This is a genomic window from Sphaerisporangium sp. NPDC004334 (genome assembly GCF_053602655.1).
Genome location: NZ_JBSGDZ010000006.1, coordinates 319,306 through 335,228, shown reverse-complemented (window position 1 = coordinate 335,228; position 15,923 = coordinate 319,306). Strand labels below are relative to the sequence as shown.

Annotated in this window: 11 protein-coding genes; 4 read left to right on the top strand and 7 right to left on the bottom strand. The window is 72.7% G+C overall.

Annotation, left to right across the window (positions count from 1 at the left end):
- Nucleotides 1-28: 28 nt before the first annotated feature.
- Entirely contained in the window at nucleotides 29-2,728 is a 2,700-nt protein-coding gene (locus ACWEN6_RS10005) for a LuxR C-terminal-related transcriptional regulator (protein WP_452569857.1), read from the bottom strand.
- Nucleotides 2,725-3,327, bottom strand: a complete 603-nt coding sequence (locus ACWEN6_RS10000) for a TetR/AcrR family transcriptional regulator (RefSeq protein WP_452569856.1) — start codon at nucleotides 3,325-3,327, stop codon at nucleotides 2,725-2,727. Before ACWEN6_RS10000 ends, ACWEN6_RS10005 begins: the two co-directional genes overlap by 4 nt.
- A 145-nt stretch (nucleotides 3,328-3,472) precedes the next feature.
- On the opposite strand from ACWEN6_RS10000, the gene ACWEN6_RS09995 reads away from it, so the two are divergent.
- Nucleotides 3,473-5,719 (top strand): MMPL family transporter, encoded by a 2,247-nt coding sequence (locus ACWEN6_RS09995; protein WP_452569855.1) that lies wholly within the window; start codon nucleotides 3,473-3,475, stop codon nucleotides 5,717-5,719.
- Here ACWEN6_RS09995 and ACWEN6_RS09990 read toward each other — a convergent pair.
- The 5 genes from ACWEN6_RS09990 to ACWEN6_RS09970 all read right to left on the bottom strand — a co-directional run bounded on the left by ACWEN6_RS09990 (nucleotide 5,676) and on the right by ACWEN6_RS09970 (nucleotide 10,344).
- The gene (locus ACWEN6_RS09990) at nucleotides 5,676-6,644 is read right to left on the bottom strand and encodes a branched-chain amino acid ABC transporter permease (RefSeq protein ID WP_452569854.1); all 969 of its coding nucleotides are present in this window, start codon (nucleotides 6,642-6,644) and stop codon (nucleotides 5,676-5,678) included. The genes ACWEN6_RS09995 and ACWEN6_RS09990 overlap by 44 nt on opposite strands.
- On the bottom strand, nucleotides 6,641-7,501 hold the full coding sequence (locus ACWEN6_RS09985) for a branched-chain amino acid ABC transporter permease (protein ID WP_354835361.1): 861 nt from the start codon (nucleotides 7,499-7,501) through the stop codon (nucleotides 6,641-6,643). The genes ACWEN6_RS09990 and ACWEN6_RS09985 overlap by 4 nt, the downstream gene beginning before the upstream one ends.
- 105 nt (nucleotides 7,502-7,606) lie before the next feature.
- Nucleotides 7,607-8,278 (bottom strand): ABC transporter ATP-binding protein, encoded by a 672-nt coding sequence (locus ACWEN6_RS09980; RefSeq protein WP_452569853.1) that lies wholly within the window; start codon nucleotides 8,276-8,278, stop codon nucleotides 7,607-7,609.
- A 91-nt stretch (nucleotides 8,279-8,369) separates the two neighbouring features.
- Complete coding sequence (locus ACWEN6_RS09975; RefSeq protein ID WP_452569852.1) at nucleotides 8,370-9,125, bottom strand: ABC transporter ATP-binding protein; 756 nt, start codon at nucleotides 9,123-9,125, stop codon at nucleotides 8,370-8,372.
- A 16-nt stretch (nucleotides 9,126-9,141) separates the two neighbouring features.
- Complete coding sequence (locus ACWEN6_RS09970; RefSeq protein WP_452569851.1) at nucleotides 9,142-10,344, bottom strand: ABC transporter substrate-binding protein; 1,203 nt, start codon at nucleotides 10,342-10,344, stop codon at nucleotides 9,142-9,144.
- A 994-nt stretch (nucleotides 10,345-11,338) separates the two neighbouring features.
- On the opposite strand from ACWEN6_RS09970, the gene ACWEN6_RS09965 reads away from it, so the two are divergent.
- From ACWEN6_RS09965 to ACWEN6_RS09955, 3 genes are all read left to right on the top strand, one after another.
- Entirely contained in the window at nucleotides 11,339-13,177 is a 1,839-nt protein-coding gene (locus ACWEN6_RS09965; RefSeq protein WP_452569850.1) for a cellulose binding domain-containing protein, read from the top strand.
- A gap of 237 nt (nucleotides 13,178-13,414) precedes the next feature.
- On the top strand, nucleotides 13,415-14,935 hold the full coding sequence (locus tag ACWEN6_RS09960) for an acyl-CoA synthetase (protein WP_452569849.1): 1,521 nt from the start codon (nucleotides 13,415-13,417) through the stop codon (nucleotides 14,933-14,935).
- 116 nt (nucleotides 14,936-15,051) lie between these two features.
- Nucleotides 15,052-15,921, top strand: coding sequence for an amidohydrolase family protein (locus tag ACWEN6_RS09955; RefSeq protein ID WP_452569848.1), 870 nt, complete (start codon nucleotides 15,052-15,054; stop codon nucleotides 15,919-15,921).
- Nucleotides 15,922-15,923: the final 2 nt, after the last annotated feature.

Here is a 15,923-nt window from a genome sequence, read left to right as displayed (position 1 = left end):
GGTCAGTCCGGGTCCGGGTTCGGGTGGGTCAGACCTCGCCGCGTTCGTGGGCGAGGGCGAGTTCGACGCGGGAGCGCAGGCCGGTCTTGGCGTACACGCGGGAGAGGTACACCTCGACGGTCTTGCGGCTGTAGTGCAGCTCGTCGGCGATCTGCGGGTTGGACATGCCCTCGGCGACCAGTTCGACCACGCGCCGCTCGACGGGCGTGAGCCCGGTGGAAGGGGAGGGGACCAGCCCGGCCTGCCGCATCGCGCGGGCGGCGCGGTCGCGCCAGGGGGCGGCGCCGAGGTCGGTGAAGATGGCGTGCGCCCTGACCAGGTGGGAGCCGTCGGCGAGCGCGCCGAGGACCAGCCGGGCCTTGCCCTCCTCGAAGCGCAGGCCGTCCGCCCGCGCGGTCTCCAGCGCGGCCTCGGCGGCGGCGGCGTCCCCGAAGACCATGGCGCCGGCCAGCTCGGCGGACATCCGCGCCCGCGGGGTGCCGGTGCGGGCGGTCTCGGCGAGCGCGGTCGCCGCGGCGCGGGCCGCGTCCAGCTCGCCGGCGGTGGCGTGCATGTTGACGCGGATGGCGAACTCGCGGTGCCGGACGTCGGGCGGCCCGGAGGCGGCCTGGTCCAGCAGGCGGGCGGCGGTGCCCCGGTCGCCGAGCCCGAGAGCGCGCCGGGCCTTGAACACGGCGCGCAGCGAGAGCTGGAGCACGCAGTTGGGCGGCGGGTCGGCGAGCAGCCGCCCGGCCTCGTCATAGCGTCCCTGGTCCAGCAGGATGTCCACCTCGATGTTGCGCAGCAGGGCGACGTTCTCCCACAGCCCGGCCTCGGTGAGGGCGACCGCGTCGGAGCGGATGTCGCGCAGGGCGTGCTCCCATTCGCCGCCGAGCCGGCGGACGACGGCCATGGTGCGCGCATGCTGCCCGGCGATGTTGTGCCAGCCGAGCCCCCGGTAGATCTGCTCGGCCTGCGACAGCAGGTCCAGCGCCCGCGTGCGCGCGCCGGCGCTGGCCAGGATGTGCGCGGCCGACTCCAGCCCGGCCAGCCGGCCGGCCGGCGGCAGCGCGGCCGAGGCCGACAGCAGCGCGTCGAGGGCGCGTTCGGTCTCCTCCCACCGCGCCTTGATGATCGCGTCCCCGGCCAGCGCGCTGAGGGCGATCACCAGGTCCTGCGCCGGGCATCCCGGAAGCGCCCGCCACGCGGCCTCGGCGAGGCCGGCCGAGGGAAGGCCGAGCTGGGTGCTGATGACCGCCTGCTGGGCCAGCAGGGCGGTCGGGTCGTCGGCGTGGGGAAGCCGCTCGGCGGCGATGGACACCGCGACCTCGTACCGGCCCATGGCGTGCGCGGCGTTGACCATCGTCTGCGCGGTGCGGGTGTGCCGGCGCCCGGGGGCGAGCACGGCCAGGGCGGCCTGGCCGGCGCCCAGGGCGTCGGCCGGCCGTGAGCCCTTCCAGTACGACAGGGCCTGCCGGGACAGCAGCACGCCGCGCTCCTCGGCGGGGGCCAGTTCGGCGGCCCTGCCGTACCAGTGGGCGGCCGACAGCGGCGCCGTCCAGCGGGTCAGTTCGGCGGCGCGCAGCATGGCGGTGAGCGCCTCGGCGCTGCTGCCGCCCTCGGCGACGTGGGTGGCCCACTCGAGCACCCGCCGGGTGCCGCTCAGACCCTGCCGGTGGAGCAGTTCGGCGATGCGGGCGTGGACGCGCCGCCGCTCGGCCGGCCCGAGGTCGGCGTACAGGGCCTCGGCGACCAGCGGGTGGGTGAACTCGTAGGCGCCCTCGCGGGTGGGCTCGACCAGGCCGTCCCGCACCAAGCCGTCGAAGGCGCGCTCGGCGTCGGCCGCGTCCAGGCCGGCGACCTCGGCCAGCGCGGGCAGGTCGGTCGTGGAGGCGGGCCGGGTGCGGCGCAGCGCGGCCAGCACCCGGGCCAGGCCGCGGCCTCCCTGGTCGCGCTGGAACAGCCGGCTGAGGATGGCGCCGCGGCGGTCCCCGGGGAAGGCGGACTGAACGGCGCCGCCCTGCACCAGGGTGAGCACCGCCTCGCGGGCGAACCACGGGTTGCCGCGGCTCTCGGCGTGCACGCGGCGCACGGTCGCCTCGCTCGGCACCCGGCCGAGCAGGCCGCTCACCAGCGCGGCGACCTCCTCCAGCGACAGCGGGCTGAGCCTGACCACCAGGTCGGCGTCCATGGCGGGCAGCCGGCGGGCGGTGCCGGCGACGGCCAGGCCGCGCACGCGGCGGGGCAGGTAGGACAGCGCGCCCACGGTGTCGGCGTCGGCCAGGTGCAGGTCGTCGATGGCGAGGAAGGTGCGGCCGGGCAGCGACTCCAGCAGGTTGGCGGTGCGCACGGCCGGGGCGGCGCCGGTGACGCCGAGCGCGGCCTGGTCGATGGCGTCCAGCAGTTCCTTGAGCGGTTCGCGCGCGGCCGGTTCGGCGTGCAACGGCCCGAGGGCGTCGGCGAGGGAGGCGTAGGCCAGGCCGCTGCCGAAGTCGCGGGCCTGGCCGTGCAGGACGCGGTAGCCCATGGTCGTGGCCAGGGCCTCGGTCTCGGCCAGCAGGTGGGACTTGCCGATGCCCGCCTCGCCCTGGATCAGCACGGTCAGCGGCGGGCGCAGCAGCGCCGTCTCCAGTCCCCGCAGGATGGCGGGGCGATCGGCGGGAGGGTCGGCTCCGGCGTCGGGCCACCTGAGCGGTGCCTCCGGGCCGGCGGGCGGAGGGGTGTCCTCGTGGTGGCCTGTCACCGTCACCCGGCCTGGTCGTGCGATGTGGCGGACCCGGGCGACTCGACGGCTCCCGGCGGCAGGGACGCGTCGTGGACGGCGAGCGCGGCGGTGAGGACCAGGTCGCGCACGGTCTTCTCGGGCAGGTCCATCGTCTTGACCACCGCCAGTTGCAGCGAGCCCATGACCGCCCACGCCCGCACCCGGGCGGCGTCATCGGGGGAGGGCCCGGCGAGCCGGGCGTGGATCTCGTCGCGGAAGGCCCGGATGGCCTCGCGGGGCGAGCCGGGGGTGGCCTGGTCGGCTCCGCCGATGTCCTCCATGAGCAGGCCGATGACGGCGCGGTACCGCACGACGAACGCGGTGAGCGGCTCGATGAAGGCGCGGGGATCGCCGCCGTGGTCGCCGTCGAGCAGCGCGACGAGGTCGTCGGCCGCGGGGGCGATGAGTTCGGCGGCCAGGCGGTCCTTGGGGTGGAAATGGTAGGCCACGGCCGTCTTGGTCAGGCCGACGCGAGCGGCGATGTCGGACAGCGAGGTGGCGGCGTAGCCGCGCTCGGCGAACAGCTGGCGTGCGGCGGCGAGGATGCGGGTGCGCGTTTCACCACCGCGGTCGATTGTGGTCATCGTCTCACTTCTCAGCTCGGTCGGGCGTCCAACGATATTCCCGCCTAAGCTCTTTGACGTACGTCCTGCACGGCCGTACAGAAGGATGTTTCCGGCGTGTTTCCGAATCCACCAATACTGTCTGGGACGGTCACCGATGGCTAGCATGCTCGGCCGATTGGGCGGTTGGTGCGCGAGACACGGCCGCCTCGTGCTGGCCGCCTGGATCCTGCTCGCCGCGGCGCTGACCGCGGGCACGCTGGTGTTCGGACGACCGGTCAGCAACAACGTCTCCATCCCCGGCACCGACGCCCAGCAGGCGCACGACCTGATGCGCCAGGGCTTCGGCCCCGGGTACGACCCCGGCGGCACCTTCCAGGTCGTCCTGTACTCCAAGGACAAGCCTCTCATCGACGCCGGACGCAAGCGCGCCGTCGAGCGCGCCATGGCGCTGGTGCGCGACGTGCCGCACGTGGTCCAGGTGGACACGCCGTACCGGGTCGGCGGCCTGTCCCGCAACCTGGTCATCGGCGTCATCACCGTCCGGCTCTCCGGCAACGACCCCGGCGACCTGGCAGCGACCTCGCGGAGCATCTCGGCGGCCGTCGAGCCGGTGCGCGCGGCGGGCGTGGAGGCCGTCCTGGCCGACAACGGCACCCCCGCCGACAAGGAGATCAAGACCGGGAGCAGCGAGATCATCGGGGTGGCCTGCGCCCTGCTGGTGCTGCTGCTGGCGTTCGGCACGCTGGTCGCCGCGCTCGTGCCCGTCTTCACCGCCCTCATCAGCCTGGGCGTCGGGCTCGGCGTCATCGGCCTGCTCGGCCACCTGGTGGACGTGCCCAAGCAGGCGTCGGTCATGGCGTCCATGATCGGGCTCGGCGTGGGCATCGACTACGCCCTGTTCCTGCTGTCGCGGCACCGCAAGCTGCTGGCCGACGGGGTGCCGGTGCAGGAGTCGGTCCGCCGGACGGCCCAGGGCGCGGGCGGGGCGGTCTTCTTCGCCGGCGGCACGGTCGTCATCGCGCTCACCGCGCTCATGCTCGGCGGCTTCCCGCTGCTGCGCACGCTCGGCTGGATCACCGGCATCTCCGTCGTCTGCGCCGTGCTCACCTCCCTCACCCTGGTGCCCGCGCTGCTCGGCCTGCTCGGTCACCGGATCAACGCGCTGCGCGTCCCGTTCGTCGGCCCGCGGCGGGACGCGGCGCACTCGGCGGCGAGCGGCTGGGCGGGCCTTGGCACCTGGGTCGCCGGACGCCCGTGGCGGGTGCTCGTGGTGGCGATCGCCGTGCTCGGCGCCCTGGCCGCCCCCGCCCTGGCGCTGAAGCTCGGCCCGCTCGACGACGGCTACGCCGACCGGGGGCAGGACGCCCGCCGGGCCTACGAGCTGATGGAGACCGGGTTCGGGCCGGGGAGCAACGGCCCGCTGATCGTGGTCGGCGAGCTGGACGCCGCGGTCGCCGCCGGCGACCCGCCCGCCCCGGCCGTCAAGCGCGTCGGCGACCGCCTGGCCGACGTCCCGGGCGTCACCTACGTCTCGCCCGCGAAGGTCAACGTGTCGGGCCGGTCGGTGCTGTTCCAGGTGGTCACCCGGTACGCGCCCAGCGACCCGCGCGCCGGCGACGTCGTACGGGACATGCGCGCCCTCGGCATCCCCGGGGCGCGGCTGCACGTCGGCGGCGAGGTCGCCGGCATGGCGGACGCCAGTGACCGCATCGCCGAGCGCACCCCCTCGGTCATCGGCGTCGTCGTGCTGCTCAGCGCCCTGCTCCTGCTGCTCGCCTTCCGGGCGCCGCTGGTGGCCATCAAGGCGGCGCTGATGAACCTCATCTCGCTCGGCGCGGCGTTCGGCGCGCTGGCCATCGTGTTCTCCTACGGGCTCGGCAGCGGCCTGGTCGGCCTGGACCCGCCGGTCTCGGCCGAGGGCTCCTACCTGTCGACGCTGTTCTTCACCGTGCCCATCGACTCCTACGTGCCGCTGATGCTGTTCGCGGTGCTGTTCGGGCTGTCCATGGACTACGAGGTCTTCCTGCTGACCTCGGTGCGCCAGGCCTACCAGCGCCACGGCGACAACCGGCGCGCGGTCGCCGAGGGGCTCGGGGCGACCGGCCGCGTCATCACCTCGGCCGCGCTGATCATGGTGGTGGTGTTCGTCGCCTTCATCGCCTACCCCGACCCGCTGGTGAAGGTGTTCGGCGTGGGTCTCGCGGTGGCCATCGCCGTGGACGCCACGGTCATCCGCGGGCTGCTCGTGCCGGCCACCATGGTGCTGCTGGGCCGGCTCAACTGGTGGTGCCCGGCCTGGCTGGACCGGATCCTTCCCGACCTGTCGGTCGCCGGCCACGGCGAGGACGACGACGAGGAGCCTCAGGTCACCGCCCACTCTGAGAAGGCCCTCGCCGGAGCCGGGAGGTGAGGGCCGGCACCAGCCCTTGCGGCAGGAACAGCACGACCACGATGAGCACCAGCGCGTAGACCGCGTAGGACAGCACGCCGGGGGCGTAGCTCGGCATCCCGGGCGCCGTCCCGACCACGTTGAGCGCCTGCACGAGCAGGGTGATCGCGGTCGCGCCCACCACCGCGCCCCAGACGGTGCCGAGCCCGCCGACCACGGCCATGACGATGTACTCGATCGACAGCAGCACCGGGAACGAGGAGGGCGCGACGTACCCGGCGTAGAAGGCGTAGATGCCGCCGGCCAGCCCGGCGAACGCGGCCGACAGGGCGAAGACCACCAGCTTGTAGCGGCCGACCGGCACGCCCGAGGACGCCGCCGCGGTCTCGCTCGTGGCCAGGGCGCGCAGGGCGCGGCCCGGCCGCGAGGCGATGACGTTGCGGGTCACCAGCATCACCAGCGCGACGCCGGCCCAGGTGAGGTAGGCGTAGCCGACGGCGCCGCCCAGCTCGAACGGGCCGGCGCCGAGTTGAGGGATGCCCTGCAGCCCGATGTCGCCGCCGGTGAACGACAGCCGGCCCGCCAGCGACAGCAGGATCAGCTGCATGGCCAGGGTGGCGAACGCCAGATGGTGCCCGCGCAGCCGCAGCAGCGGCAGCCCCACCACGACCGCGAACGCCGCCGCGACCAGCGGGGCGGCCAGCAGTCCCACCAGCGGCGGGCCGCCGCGCACGGCCAGGATGCCGGCCGTGTAGCCGCCCACCGCGTAGAACGCGCCCTGCCCGAGCGACACCTGGCCGGCGTAGCCCATCAGCAGCGAGACGCCGACCGTGACCATCGCGGCCAGGCCGAGGAAGATGTACACCGTCAGGGCGCTGTCGTCCAGGACCGCCGGCAGCGCCAGCGTGAGGGCGGCGACGGCCAGACCGGGCACCTGGCGGGTCATACGGTCTCCCCGAGGACGGTGGGGCGCCGCGCCGACTGCAGCACCATGATCACGAGCATCAGGCCGAGGGCGATCTCCGTCTGGTAGGCGCCGTAGCCGTACCCGGCGGCCAGTGACTCCGCGACGCCCAGCAGCAGCGCGCCCACCAGAGCGAGCCCCGGACGGGTCAGGGCGCCGAACACGGCGGCGGCGAAGCCGTTCACGATGAGCGCGACGTCGGTGTCGAACGAGATGGGCCGCAGCGGGGTCACCAGCACCCCGGCCACCCCGCCGAGCAGCCCGCCGAGGGCGAAGGCCAGCAGCCCCATCTTCCGGACATCGATGCCGATCACCCGGGCGGCGTAGGGGTTGGAGGCGCACGCGCTCAGCGCCTTGCCCAGATAGGTGCGGCCGAAGAAACCGGCCAGCGCGGCGATGGTCACGGCGGTGGCGGCGATGACGAGCAGGTGCTGCCTCTGGACGCCGACCCCGGCGATCGTGAGCGAGCCCGGCAGGCCGGGGAACGAGCGCGGCTGGTCGCCCCACACGACGATCTCGACGGCGTAGGCCAGCACCCCGGCGCCGAGCGTGATGATCAGCGATGACTGGGGCGTGGTGCCGCGCCTGCCGATCGCGAGCACGCCGGTCAGCAGCCCGGCCAGGGTGGCGATCAGGACGGCGCCGGCCTCGCCGAGCCCGTGCGGCACGCCGGCGCCGAGCAGCCACGAGCCGCTCAGCCCCGCGACCACGGCGAACATGCCTTGGGCGAAGTTCACCACGCCGGTCACCCGGTGGACGGCGACCAGGCCGCTGGCGACCAGGGCGAACCCGCAGCCGACGGCCAGGCCGTTGACCAGGTAGGTCAGGAACTCTCTCACGTCATGGCCCTCCCGGCCGGGGTACGCCGCTCACACTGCCCACCGCTCCCGGGACCCCTCGGGGCTCCATGGGCGGCGCCGGCCCGGTCGCCGGGGCGGTGGCGGTCACGACCGGGGCTCCTCGACGGAGCCGCCGAGATAGGCGCGGGCGACGCGGGGATCCTCGGCCAGCTCGGCGCACGACCCCTCGGCCACGACGCGGCCCGCCTCCAGCACGTAGGCCCGCTCGCAGACGCCGAAGGCCAGCCGGGCGTTCTGCTCGATGAGCAGCACGGTGAGCCCCCGCTCCCGGTTGAGCTCCACCAGGTGGGCGGCCAGGTCGCGGGTGGCGATGGGGGCGAGCCCGAGCGACAGCTCGTCCACCACCAGGACCTCCGGCAGGGACATCAGGGCCCTGCCGAAGGCCACCATCTGCTGCTCGCCGCCGGACAGCACGCCCGCGCGGCGCCGGCGCAGCCCGGCCAGCGCGGGCAGTATCTCGAAGACCGGGGAGGGGTCGCGCGTTCCCGCGCGCCAGCCGCCCAGCACCAGGTTGTCCTCCACCGTGAGGTCGGGGAACAGCTGGCGGCCCTCGGGGATGTGCGCGAGCCGGCCGGTGACCTCGACCGTCCCCGCGGCGGGGGTGAGGATGCCCGACAGCGTGTCGGCCAAGGTGGACTTGCCGGCGCCGTTCGGGCCGAGCAAAGCGACCATTTCGCCGCGCCGCACCGAGAGCCGGACGTGGTCGAGCGCGGTCGCCGCACCGTACGTGACGACCAGGTCCCTGACCTCGATCATGCCGCCGCCTCGGGACGCCCCGCGAGGCGTCTTCCCCGCGAACCGGCGGGGCGTGGGCCGCGCGGGGGCCCCGGAGAACGTTCGCTCGGGGTCATGAGGCGTCTCCCAGGTAGGCCGAGACCACGTGCGGGTCCGCGCGCACCTCGCCGGGCGTGCCTTCGGCGATCACCCGGCCCAGGTCGAGCACGGTGATCCGGTCGGCGAGCCGGGTGACGAACGCGACGTCGTGCTCGATCAGCATGATCGTCAGCCCGCCGGCCCGCAACTCCTCGATCAGCACGGCCAGCGCCTCGCGTTCGGCGGCCCGCAGCCCCGAGGCCGGCTCGTCCAGCAGCAGCAGGCTCGGCCGCGCGCACAGGGCGCGGGCGACCTGCATGGACCGCTGCTGCCCGAGGGGCAGCAGGCCCGCCTGACTCTCGGCCCACGCGCCCAGGCCGACCCGGTCGAGGGCCTCGTCGGCGCGCCGCGCGATCTCACGCTCGTCGCGGCGGTGGCGTGGCAGGCGCAGCGCGGCGGCGGCGAAACCGGTGCGCCCGCGGGTGTGCGCGCCCACCATGACGTTCTCGCGCACCGTCATGCCGCGGAACACGCGAGCGCCCTGGAAGACGATGGACATCCCGAGCCCGGCGCGCCGGTGCGGCGGCAGCCGGTCCAGCGGGGCCGAACGCAGCGCGATGGCGCCGTGGTCGGCGGGCAGGTGGCCGGTGATCAGGTTGAACAGCGTCGACTTGCCGGCGCCGTTCGGGCCGATGATGCCGCGCACCTCGCCCTCGGCGATGTCGAGGCTGACGTCGCGGACGGCGTAGACGCCCCCGAAGGAACGCGAGACGCCGTCGACGGTGAGCATGCCCGGCACGTCGCCCCTACTCGGCGGTGACGGTCGTGGCGAGCTGCTCGGCCGCCCACTTGGTCGGCACGAACTGCCCGTTCTTCACCGTGTTGACGGAGATGTAGTCGGGTTTCAGCCCTGAGTGGTCGGTCGCGGAGTAGCGGAACCGCCCGTTGGGGGTGACCAGGTCCATGTTCTCCAGTGCCTGGCGCACCTTCTCCTTGTCGGTGGTGCCCGCCTTCCTGATCGCCTCGAACAGCAGCAGGCTCGCGCTGTAGCCGTCCTGGGCGAACTGCGGCGGCGGGTAGCCGTACTTCTGCTTGAACGGGGTGGCCATCTGGTCGATGACCTGCTTCTGCTTGCTGTCGGGCAGGTGGTCGCCGATGACGCCGATGGCGCTCTGCACGGTCATGCCCTCGGCGGCCGAGCCCATCGGCTCCAGCCACAGCTTGCTGGCCTGCGCGGCGGTGAGGAACAGCGGCACCTTCAGCCCCGAGGCGGCGTACTGTTTGCCGACGGTGACCCCCGGGGCGCCCGACCCCCAGAACACCAGGGCCTGTGCCCCGGAGTCGCGGACGTGCGTGAAGATCGCGCTGAAGTCGGAGGTGGTGGTCTCGTACGGCTCGTCGGCGACGACGCTCACCCCGTACTTGGGCGCCAGCGCCACCATCGCCTTGTGGCCGGCGACGGAGTAGGCGCTCTTGGTGTCGTGCGCCACCGCGATCTTGGTGATCTTCTCCGACTGGATGTACTGCAGGTACCGCTCGGCGTACATGTTCGACAATGCGGGGGTGACGAAGACGTAGGACTTGATCGGCTCGACCTGCTCCTGGGCGGGGGCCAGCGACAGCTGGGGGATCTTCGCGCGCTCGGTCAGCGGCTCGACGGCGAGCGCGGAGTTGGAGAAGACCGGGCCGATCAGCGCGTCGATCTGCCCCTTGATCTGGTTGAACGCGACGATGCCCTGGTCGGGTGCGGTCTTGTCGTCCCGCTCGACCAACTCGACCTTGCGCCCGAGCAGGCCGCCCTGGGCGTTGACCTGCTCGACGGCGAGTTCGACCGCCTTCTTGTCCTCGCTGCCGAGGGGGGTGTAGTTGCCGGTCAGAGAGACGATGAGGCCGACGCGGATGGGCTCCGCGGCCCCGCCGGAGGATCCGCCGCCGGACCCGCCGCCCGAGCCGCCGCACGCGGACGCGGCCAGCATGAGGAAGGTGATCGTCGGAACGAGCTTGCGCACGTGCGCCTCCTGGAGGTCATGTCGCGGCAACAGGCTCTCGCGCGTGCCTCCACCGCGCACCGGCACGGCCCGGCGCACAGGAGGAACGAAGAGATCAAACCCCCGATCGCAAGAATTTAGGCATGGCGTTTTTCGGCTGTCAATACAAAGCCCCACATCCTGAAAACCCCTTGTCGAGGCGGAGTCCGCCGCAGGCGCCCGGCGGGCGCGGCCGTGGCATCCATGACACGCCGGCCTGAGAAGACGCGGCGACGGGGGCAGGGAAGGGGAGGTTCAGGCCGTTCTCGGCGGTGAAGGGGCGAGGACGCGGCGGTCTGGCCATGCGAATGGCCGGCCCTGCCGGGCCGGCTTGGGAAAGCCGTACGAAACGCGTCAGAGCGCACTCGGACGTTTCCGGAGCCGTGCCGGTGCCCGTCCGGTGCCGCCCTGCTCACATCGCCATGGTAGGCGCCGAAACTATCGAGCCGGACGGAAACATCCTGGCCGGTGACCGGTCCGCCGCCGCCGGGGTGACGGGGGAGCGGGTGACGTCCGGGTCGATCAGCTGAACGTTTCACCGGCCGCCGGACGGCGTCCGGTGCGCGTGAGCCGCACCGCCCAGTTGGGAGCGGTGAGGTGTCGGACGAGGTGAGCGCGCCGGTGTCCGGGCGGTTGACACGGCCGCGCTCCGTCGGATTGGCTCCGGCCACGGTGAGCTGCCGCCCTCGGTGGAAGGGGAACCTGCCTCCTGCTCGATGTTAGCGCTAACATTCCGGGTTGCCGTGCCTTGCCTCATCCGCATGGACCGTCCGACCTAGCCCGCCGCGCCGGCTCCTCGCTTGAGCGGAGCGGATTCTCTTCGCCGCGCGCCGTGAACGTGTCGTCCCCTGACCTTCATCCCTGGCGGATGGCAGGCCCGGTGACCGTCACGACCACCACGGCAGCGCCCTGCGGCGGAGGTCGGGGCGACCGCCCAGGCCCTGGAACCCGTCTGAGATGAATGATTGGAGAGTCCGTGATACGGATCGTCGTAGCGACCGCTCTATTAGGTACGTCACTGGTGGCCGTACAGGCCGCGGCTCCCGCCGCCGCCGCCGGTGTCATCACCGTGTCGGATGGCGTCCAGCGCCAGCAGATCGACGGTTTCGGCGTCTCGACGGCGTTCCGGCGGGGGGAACTGCTCCGCGACCTCACGCCGGCGCAGCAGAACGACATCTTCCGCCTGTGGTTCGACCGCACCACCGGGGCGGGGCTCAGCATCCTGCGTCTGGGCATCGGCGCGTCACCGCTGGGAAGCCCGTACGACAAGATGATCTCCATCCAACCCCAGAATCCGGGTGGTCCGGACGCGCCGCCGAAGTACGTGTGGGACGGTGACGACGGCGCCCAGGTCTGGGTGGCCAAGGCCGCCCAGTCGTACGGTGTGAAGCGGTTCTACGCCGACGCCTGGAGCGCGCCCGGGTACATGAAGGACAACGGGAGCCAGGACAACGGCGGCACCCTCAAGTCGGAGTGGCGAGCGGCCTACGCCCGTTATCTGATGCAGTACACGAAGTTCTACGCGCAAGAAGGCATCAAGATCACGGATCTGGGGTTCACCAACGAACCCGACTTCACGGCGAGCTATGAGTCGATGCGCTTCACCCCCGCCCAGGCGGCCGCGGTCGTCAAGGTCCTCGGCCCGATCGCCGGGGACGTGAAACTCGTCTGCTGCGACTCCTACGGGTGGGACCAGGGCAAGTCCTACACCAGCGCCATCGAGGCCGACTCCGAGGCCCGGCGCTGGATCTCGACGTACTCGGCTCACTCCTACGCCAGCTCGCCCACCAGCGCGCAACCCGCGAGCAAGCCCGTCTGGATGTCGGAATGGGCTCCTTCGGCGACCAGCTGGAACGAGAGCTGGGACAACGGCGGCGTCGACGGTTTCACCGTCGCCCAGCACATCCACCAGTCGCTCACCAGCGGCAACGCGAGCGGTTACCTCTTCTGGCTGGGGGGATCGAAGGGGAACACCGCGGCGCTGTTCCAGATAGACACGGCCGCGAAGACCTATCGCGTGTCCAAGCGATATTGGGCGATGGCCGCCTACAGCCGGTTCATCCGGCCGGGCGCCGTCCGGCTCGACGCGTCGACCACCAATTCCGGCCTGAAGGTGTCGGCCTATCGCAACTCCGACGGCACGAAGGTCGTCGAGGTTCTCAACACCGGCACCACGGCCGTGACCTGGCAGGGCGTGGAGGGGAACGCCACCGCCTACGTCACCGACAACGCCAACTCTCTCACCCCCACCTCGACGGCGGGCGGAACCGTCACCCTCAGGCCCCGCGCACTCACCACCGTCGTGATCGGCGGCCCCGGCCCGACGCCGACTCCGACCCCGACCCCGACTCCGACCCCCACGCCGACCCCGACTCCGACCCCCACGCCGACCCCGACTCCCACGCCGACCCCGACTCCCACGCCGACCCCGACGCCGACGCCGACGCCGACCCCGACTCCCACGCCGACCCCGACGCCGACTCCCACGCCTACGCCGACCCCGACGCCGACGCCGGTGCCGGGCGGTTGCACGGCGACGATCACGACGGTGAACTCCTGGGGCGGCGGCTTCCAGTCGGCGGTCACGGTGCGGGCCGGCGACGGCGCGATCAATGGGTGGACGGTGAGCTGGAGCTGGCCGGGATCCCAGTCGATCAGTCAGTTGTGGGGAGGCCTGCGCTCCGGTTCCGGCGCCGACGTCTCGGTGGGCAACGAGAGCTGGAACGGCAAGCTCGCCGCCGGAGCCACCACCGACTTCGGCTTCACCGCCAACGGCACGGCCGCCACCCCCGCACTGACCTGCAGCGCGTCCTGAACGTTCACGGCGCGATGAGCCCTCCCCATCGGGAGGGACGCGAGAAGGAGACGACGTAAGAAGGAAGGGACGTGAGGAACAGGGACGCCACCCCGCCGGCAGGCGGGGGGCGTCGCTGTGCGTATGAGCCGCCCGCGGCCTGATGTGCTCGGCGAACCGCGTTCTGTCCAAGATCGGATTGTCCTGTTTGTTGTAAATTCGAGCGGAGATCACACCCGACCGTCAGGGAGCGGCGCCATGCGGAACGAGGGGTTGGGGTCGTGGCCGGCGCGGCGGGCGCGCATGACTCCGGCGAAGGTCGCGCTGCGCCACGACGGGCGGTCGTGGACCTACGGCGAACTGCGCGAGCGCGTCGACCGGCTGGCCGGCGCCCTGCGGTCGCTGGGCGTGCGGCACGGCGACCGGGTCGCCTACCTCGGGCCCAACCATCCCGCCTTCGTCGAGACCTTCTTCGCGGCCGGCGCCGCCGGTGCGGTGTTCGTCCCGCTGAACACGCGGCTGACCGCGCCGGAGCTGTCCTACATCGTGGCCGACGCCGGGGTGGCCGTGCTGGTGTGCGGCCCCGGTCAGGAAGAGGCCGGCGCCGCGCTGCCGGTGGCCCGCCGGGTGGCGGTGGCGGGGGAGTACGAGGAGCTGCTGGCCGCCGCCGGCCCCGCGCCGGCCGACGAGCCGGTGGGCCTGGACGAGCCCTGCCTGATCATGTACACCTCCGGCACGACCGGGCGGCCCAAGGGCGCGACGCTGAGCCACGGGAACCTCGTCTGGAACACCTTCAACCTGCTCGTGGACGTCGAGCTGACCCATGACGAGGTGACGCTGATCAGCGCGCCGCTGTTCCACATCGCCGCGCTCGCCCAGACGCTCGTGCCCACCGTGCTCAAGGGCGGCACGGCCGTCCTGGTCCCGTCGTTCGACGTCGACCAGACCTTCGACCTGGTCGAGCGCGAGCGGATCACGCTCATGTTCGGCGTCCCGGCCATGTTCGCCTTCCTCGCCCAGTCGCCCAGGTGGCAGGGCGCCGACCTGTCCAGCCTGCGCAACCTGCTGTGCGGCGGCGCGCCGGTGCCCGAGCCGCTCATCCGCACCTACCAGGAGCGCGGGCTGACCTTCCTGCAGGGGTACGGGATGACCGAGACCTCGCCGGGCGCGCTGTTCCTGGCGGCGGAGCAGTCGGTGCGCAAGGCGGGCACGGCCGGCGTGCCGTGCTTCTTCTCCGACGTCCGCCTGGTGCGCGCCGACGGCGAGCGGGCGGCGCCCGGCGAGCCGGGCGAGGTGGTCGTGCGGGGGCCGAACGTCATGACGGGATACTGGGGGCGTCCGGAGGACACCGCCGCGGTGGTGTCCCCGGAAGGGTGGTTCCATTCGGGCGACATCGCCGTCGCCGACGAGGACGGCTACGTCCGCATCGTCGACCGGGTCAAGGACATGATCATCTCCGGCGGTGAGAACATCTACCCCGCCGAGGTCGAGAGCGTCCTGTACGGGCACCCCGCCGTCGCCGAGTGCGCGGTCATCGGGGTGCCCGACGACCGGTGGGGCGAGGTGGGCAAGGCCCTGGTCGTCCTGCGGCCCGGCGCCGTGGCCGCGCCCGCCGACCTGCTGGCCCACCTGTCCGGGCGGCTCGCGTCCTACAAGATCCCCAAACACGTGGAGCTGCTGCCCGTCCTGCCGCGCAACGGCGCCGGCAAGGTGCTCAAGGCCCGGCTCCGCGCGCTGTACGGGTCGGCCGGCGGCCTCGCGCGAGAGGCGCCCGAATGAGCCCCGCGGACCGCGTCCGGATGACCCGCGCGGACCGCGCCCGAGCGAGCCGAGCGCGAGGTTCCCGGACCGATCACGCGCGACCAGCCCTGACCGACCACGGGGGAGACGCCTGAATGAACATCGACAGCCTCGTCGCGATCGACGTGCACACCCATGCCGAGGTCTCCGAGCACGGCGCCGAGTCGCTCTCGGGAGAGCTGAAGGCCGGCGCGGACGACTACTTCAAGCTGGCCGGGCAGCACCGGCCGACCGTGCGCGAGATGGCCGCCTACTACCGGGAGCGCGACATGGCGGCCGTGGTGTTCACCGTGGACGCCGAGACCGCGACCGGGCACCCTCCGGTGCCCAACGAGGAGATCGCCCAGGCGTGCGCCGACAACGCCGACGTGCTGATCCCGTTCGCCGGTCTCGACCCGTGGAAGGGCAGGGCCGCGGTCCGCCAGGCCCGGCGGCTGGTCGAGGAGTACGGCGTGCGCGGATTCAAGTTCCACCCGAACCTTCAGGCGTTCTTCCCCAACGACCGGATGGCCTACGGCCTGTACGAGGTGCTGGAGGAACTGCGGGTGCCCGCGCTGTTCCACACCGGCCAGACCGGCATCGGCGCCGGGGTGCGCGGCGGCGGGGGAGTGCGGCTGAAGTACTCCGACCCGATGTTCGTGGACGACGTCGCCGTCGACTTCCCCGACCTGCCGATCATCCTGGCCCATCCGTCCTTCCCCTGGCAGGACGAGGCCCTGGCCGTGGCCACGCACAAGCCGCAGGTGTACATCGACCTGTCCGGCTGGTCGCCCAAGTACTTCCCGCCGCAGCTCGTGCAGTACGCCAACACGCTGCTGAAGGACAAGGTGCTGTTCGGCTCGGACTTTCCGCTCATCTCCCCGGACCGGTGGCTGGCCGACTTCGACAAGCTGCCGATCAAGGTCGAGGTCCGTCCCAAGATCCTCAAACTGAACGCCGCCCGCCTGCTCGGCCTGGACACCTGAAC

What these genes read in the sequence shown, in the direction of transcription:
- ACWEN6_RS09960 (WP_452569849.1), top strand. Translation starts at nt 13,415, where the DNA reads ATGCGGAACGAGGGGTTGGGGTCGTGGCCGGCGCGGCGGGCGCGCATG.
- ACWEN6_RS10000 (WP_452569856.1), bottom strand. Translation starts at nt 3,327, where the DNA reads ATGACCACAATCGACCGCGGTGGTGAAACGCGCACCCGCATCCTCGCC.
- ACWEN6_RS09980 (WP_452569853.1), bottom strand. Translation starts at nt 8,278, where the DNA reads ATGATCGAGGTCAGGGACCTGGTCGTCACGTACGGTGCGGCGACCGCG.
- ACWEN6_RS09995 (WP_452569855.1), top strand. Translation starts at nt 3,473, where the DNA reads ATGCTCGGCCGATTGGGCGGTTGGTGCGCGAGACACGGCCGCCTCGTG.
- ACWEN6_RS09990 (WP_452569854.1), bottom strand. Translation starts at nt 6,644, where the DNA reads ATGACCCGCCAGGTGCCCGGTCTGGCCGTCGCCGCCCTCACGCTGGCG.
- ACWEN6_RS09975 (WP_452569852.1), bottom strand. Translation starts at nt 9,125, where the DNA reads ATGCTCACCGTCGACGGCGTCTCGCGTTCCTTCGGGGGCGTCTACGCC.
- ACWEN6_RS09955 (WP_452569848.1), top strand. Translation starts at nt 15,052, where the DNA reads ATGAACATCGACAGCCTCGTCGCGATCGACGTGCACACCCATGCCGAG.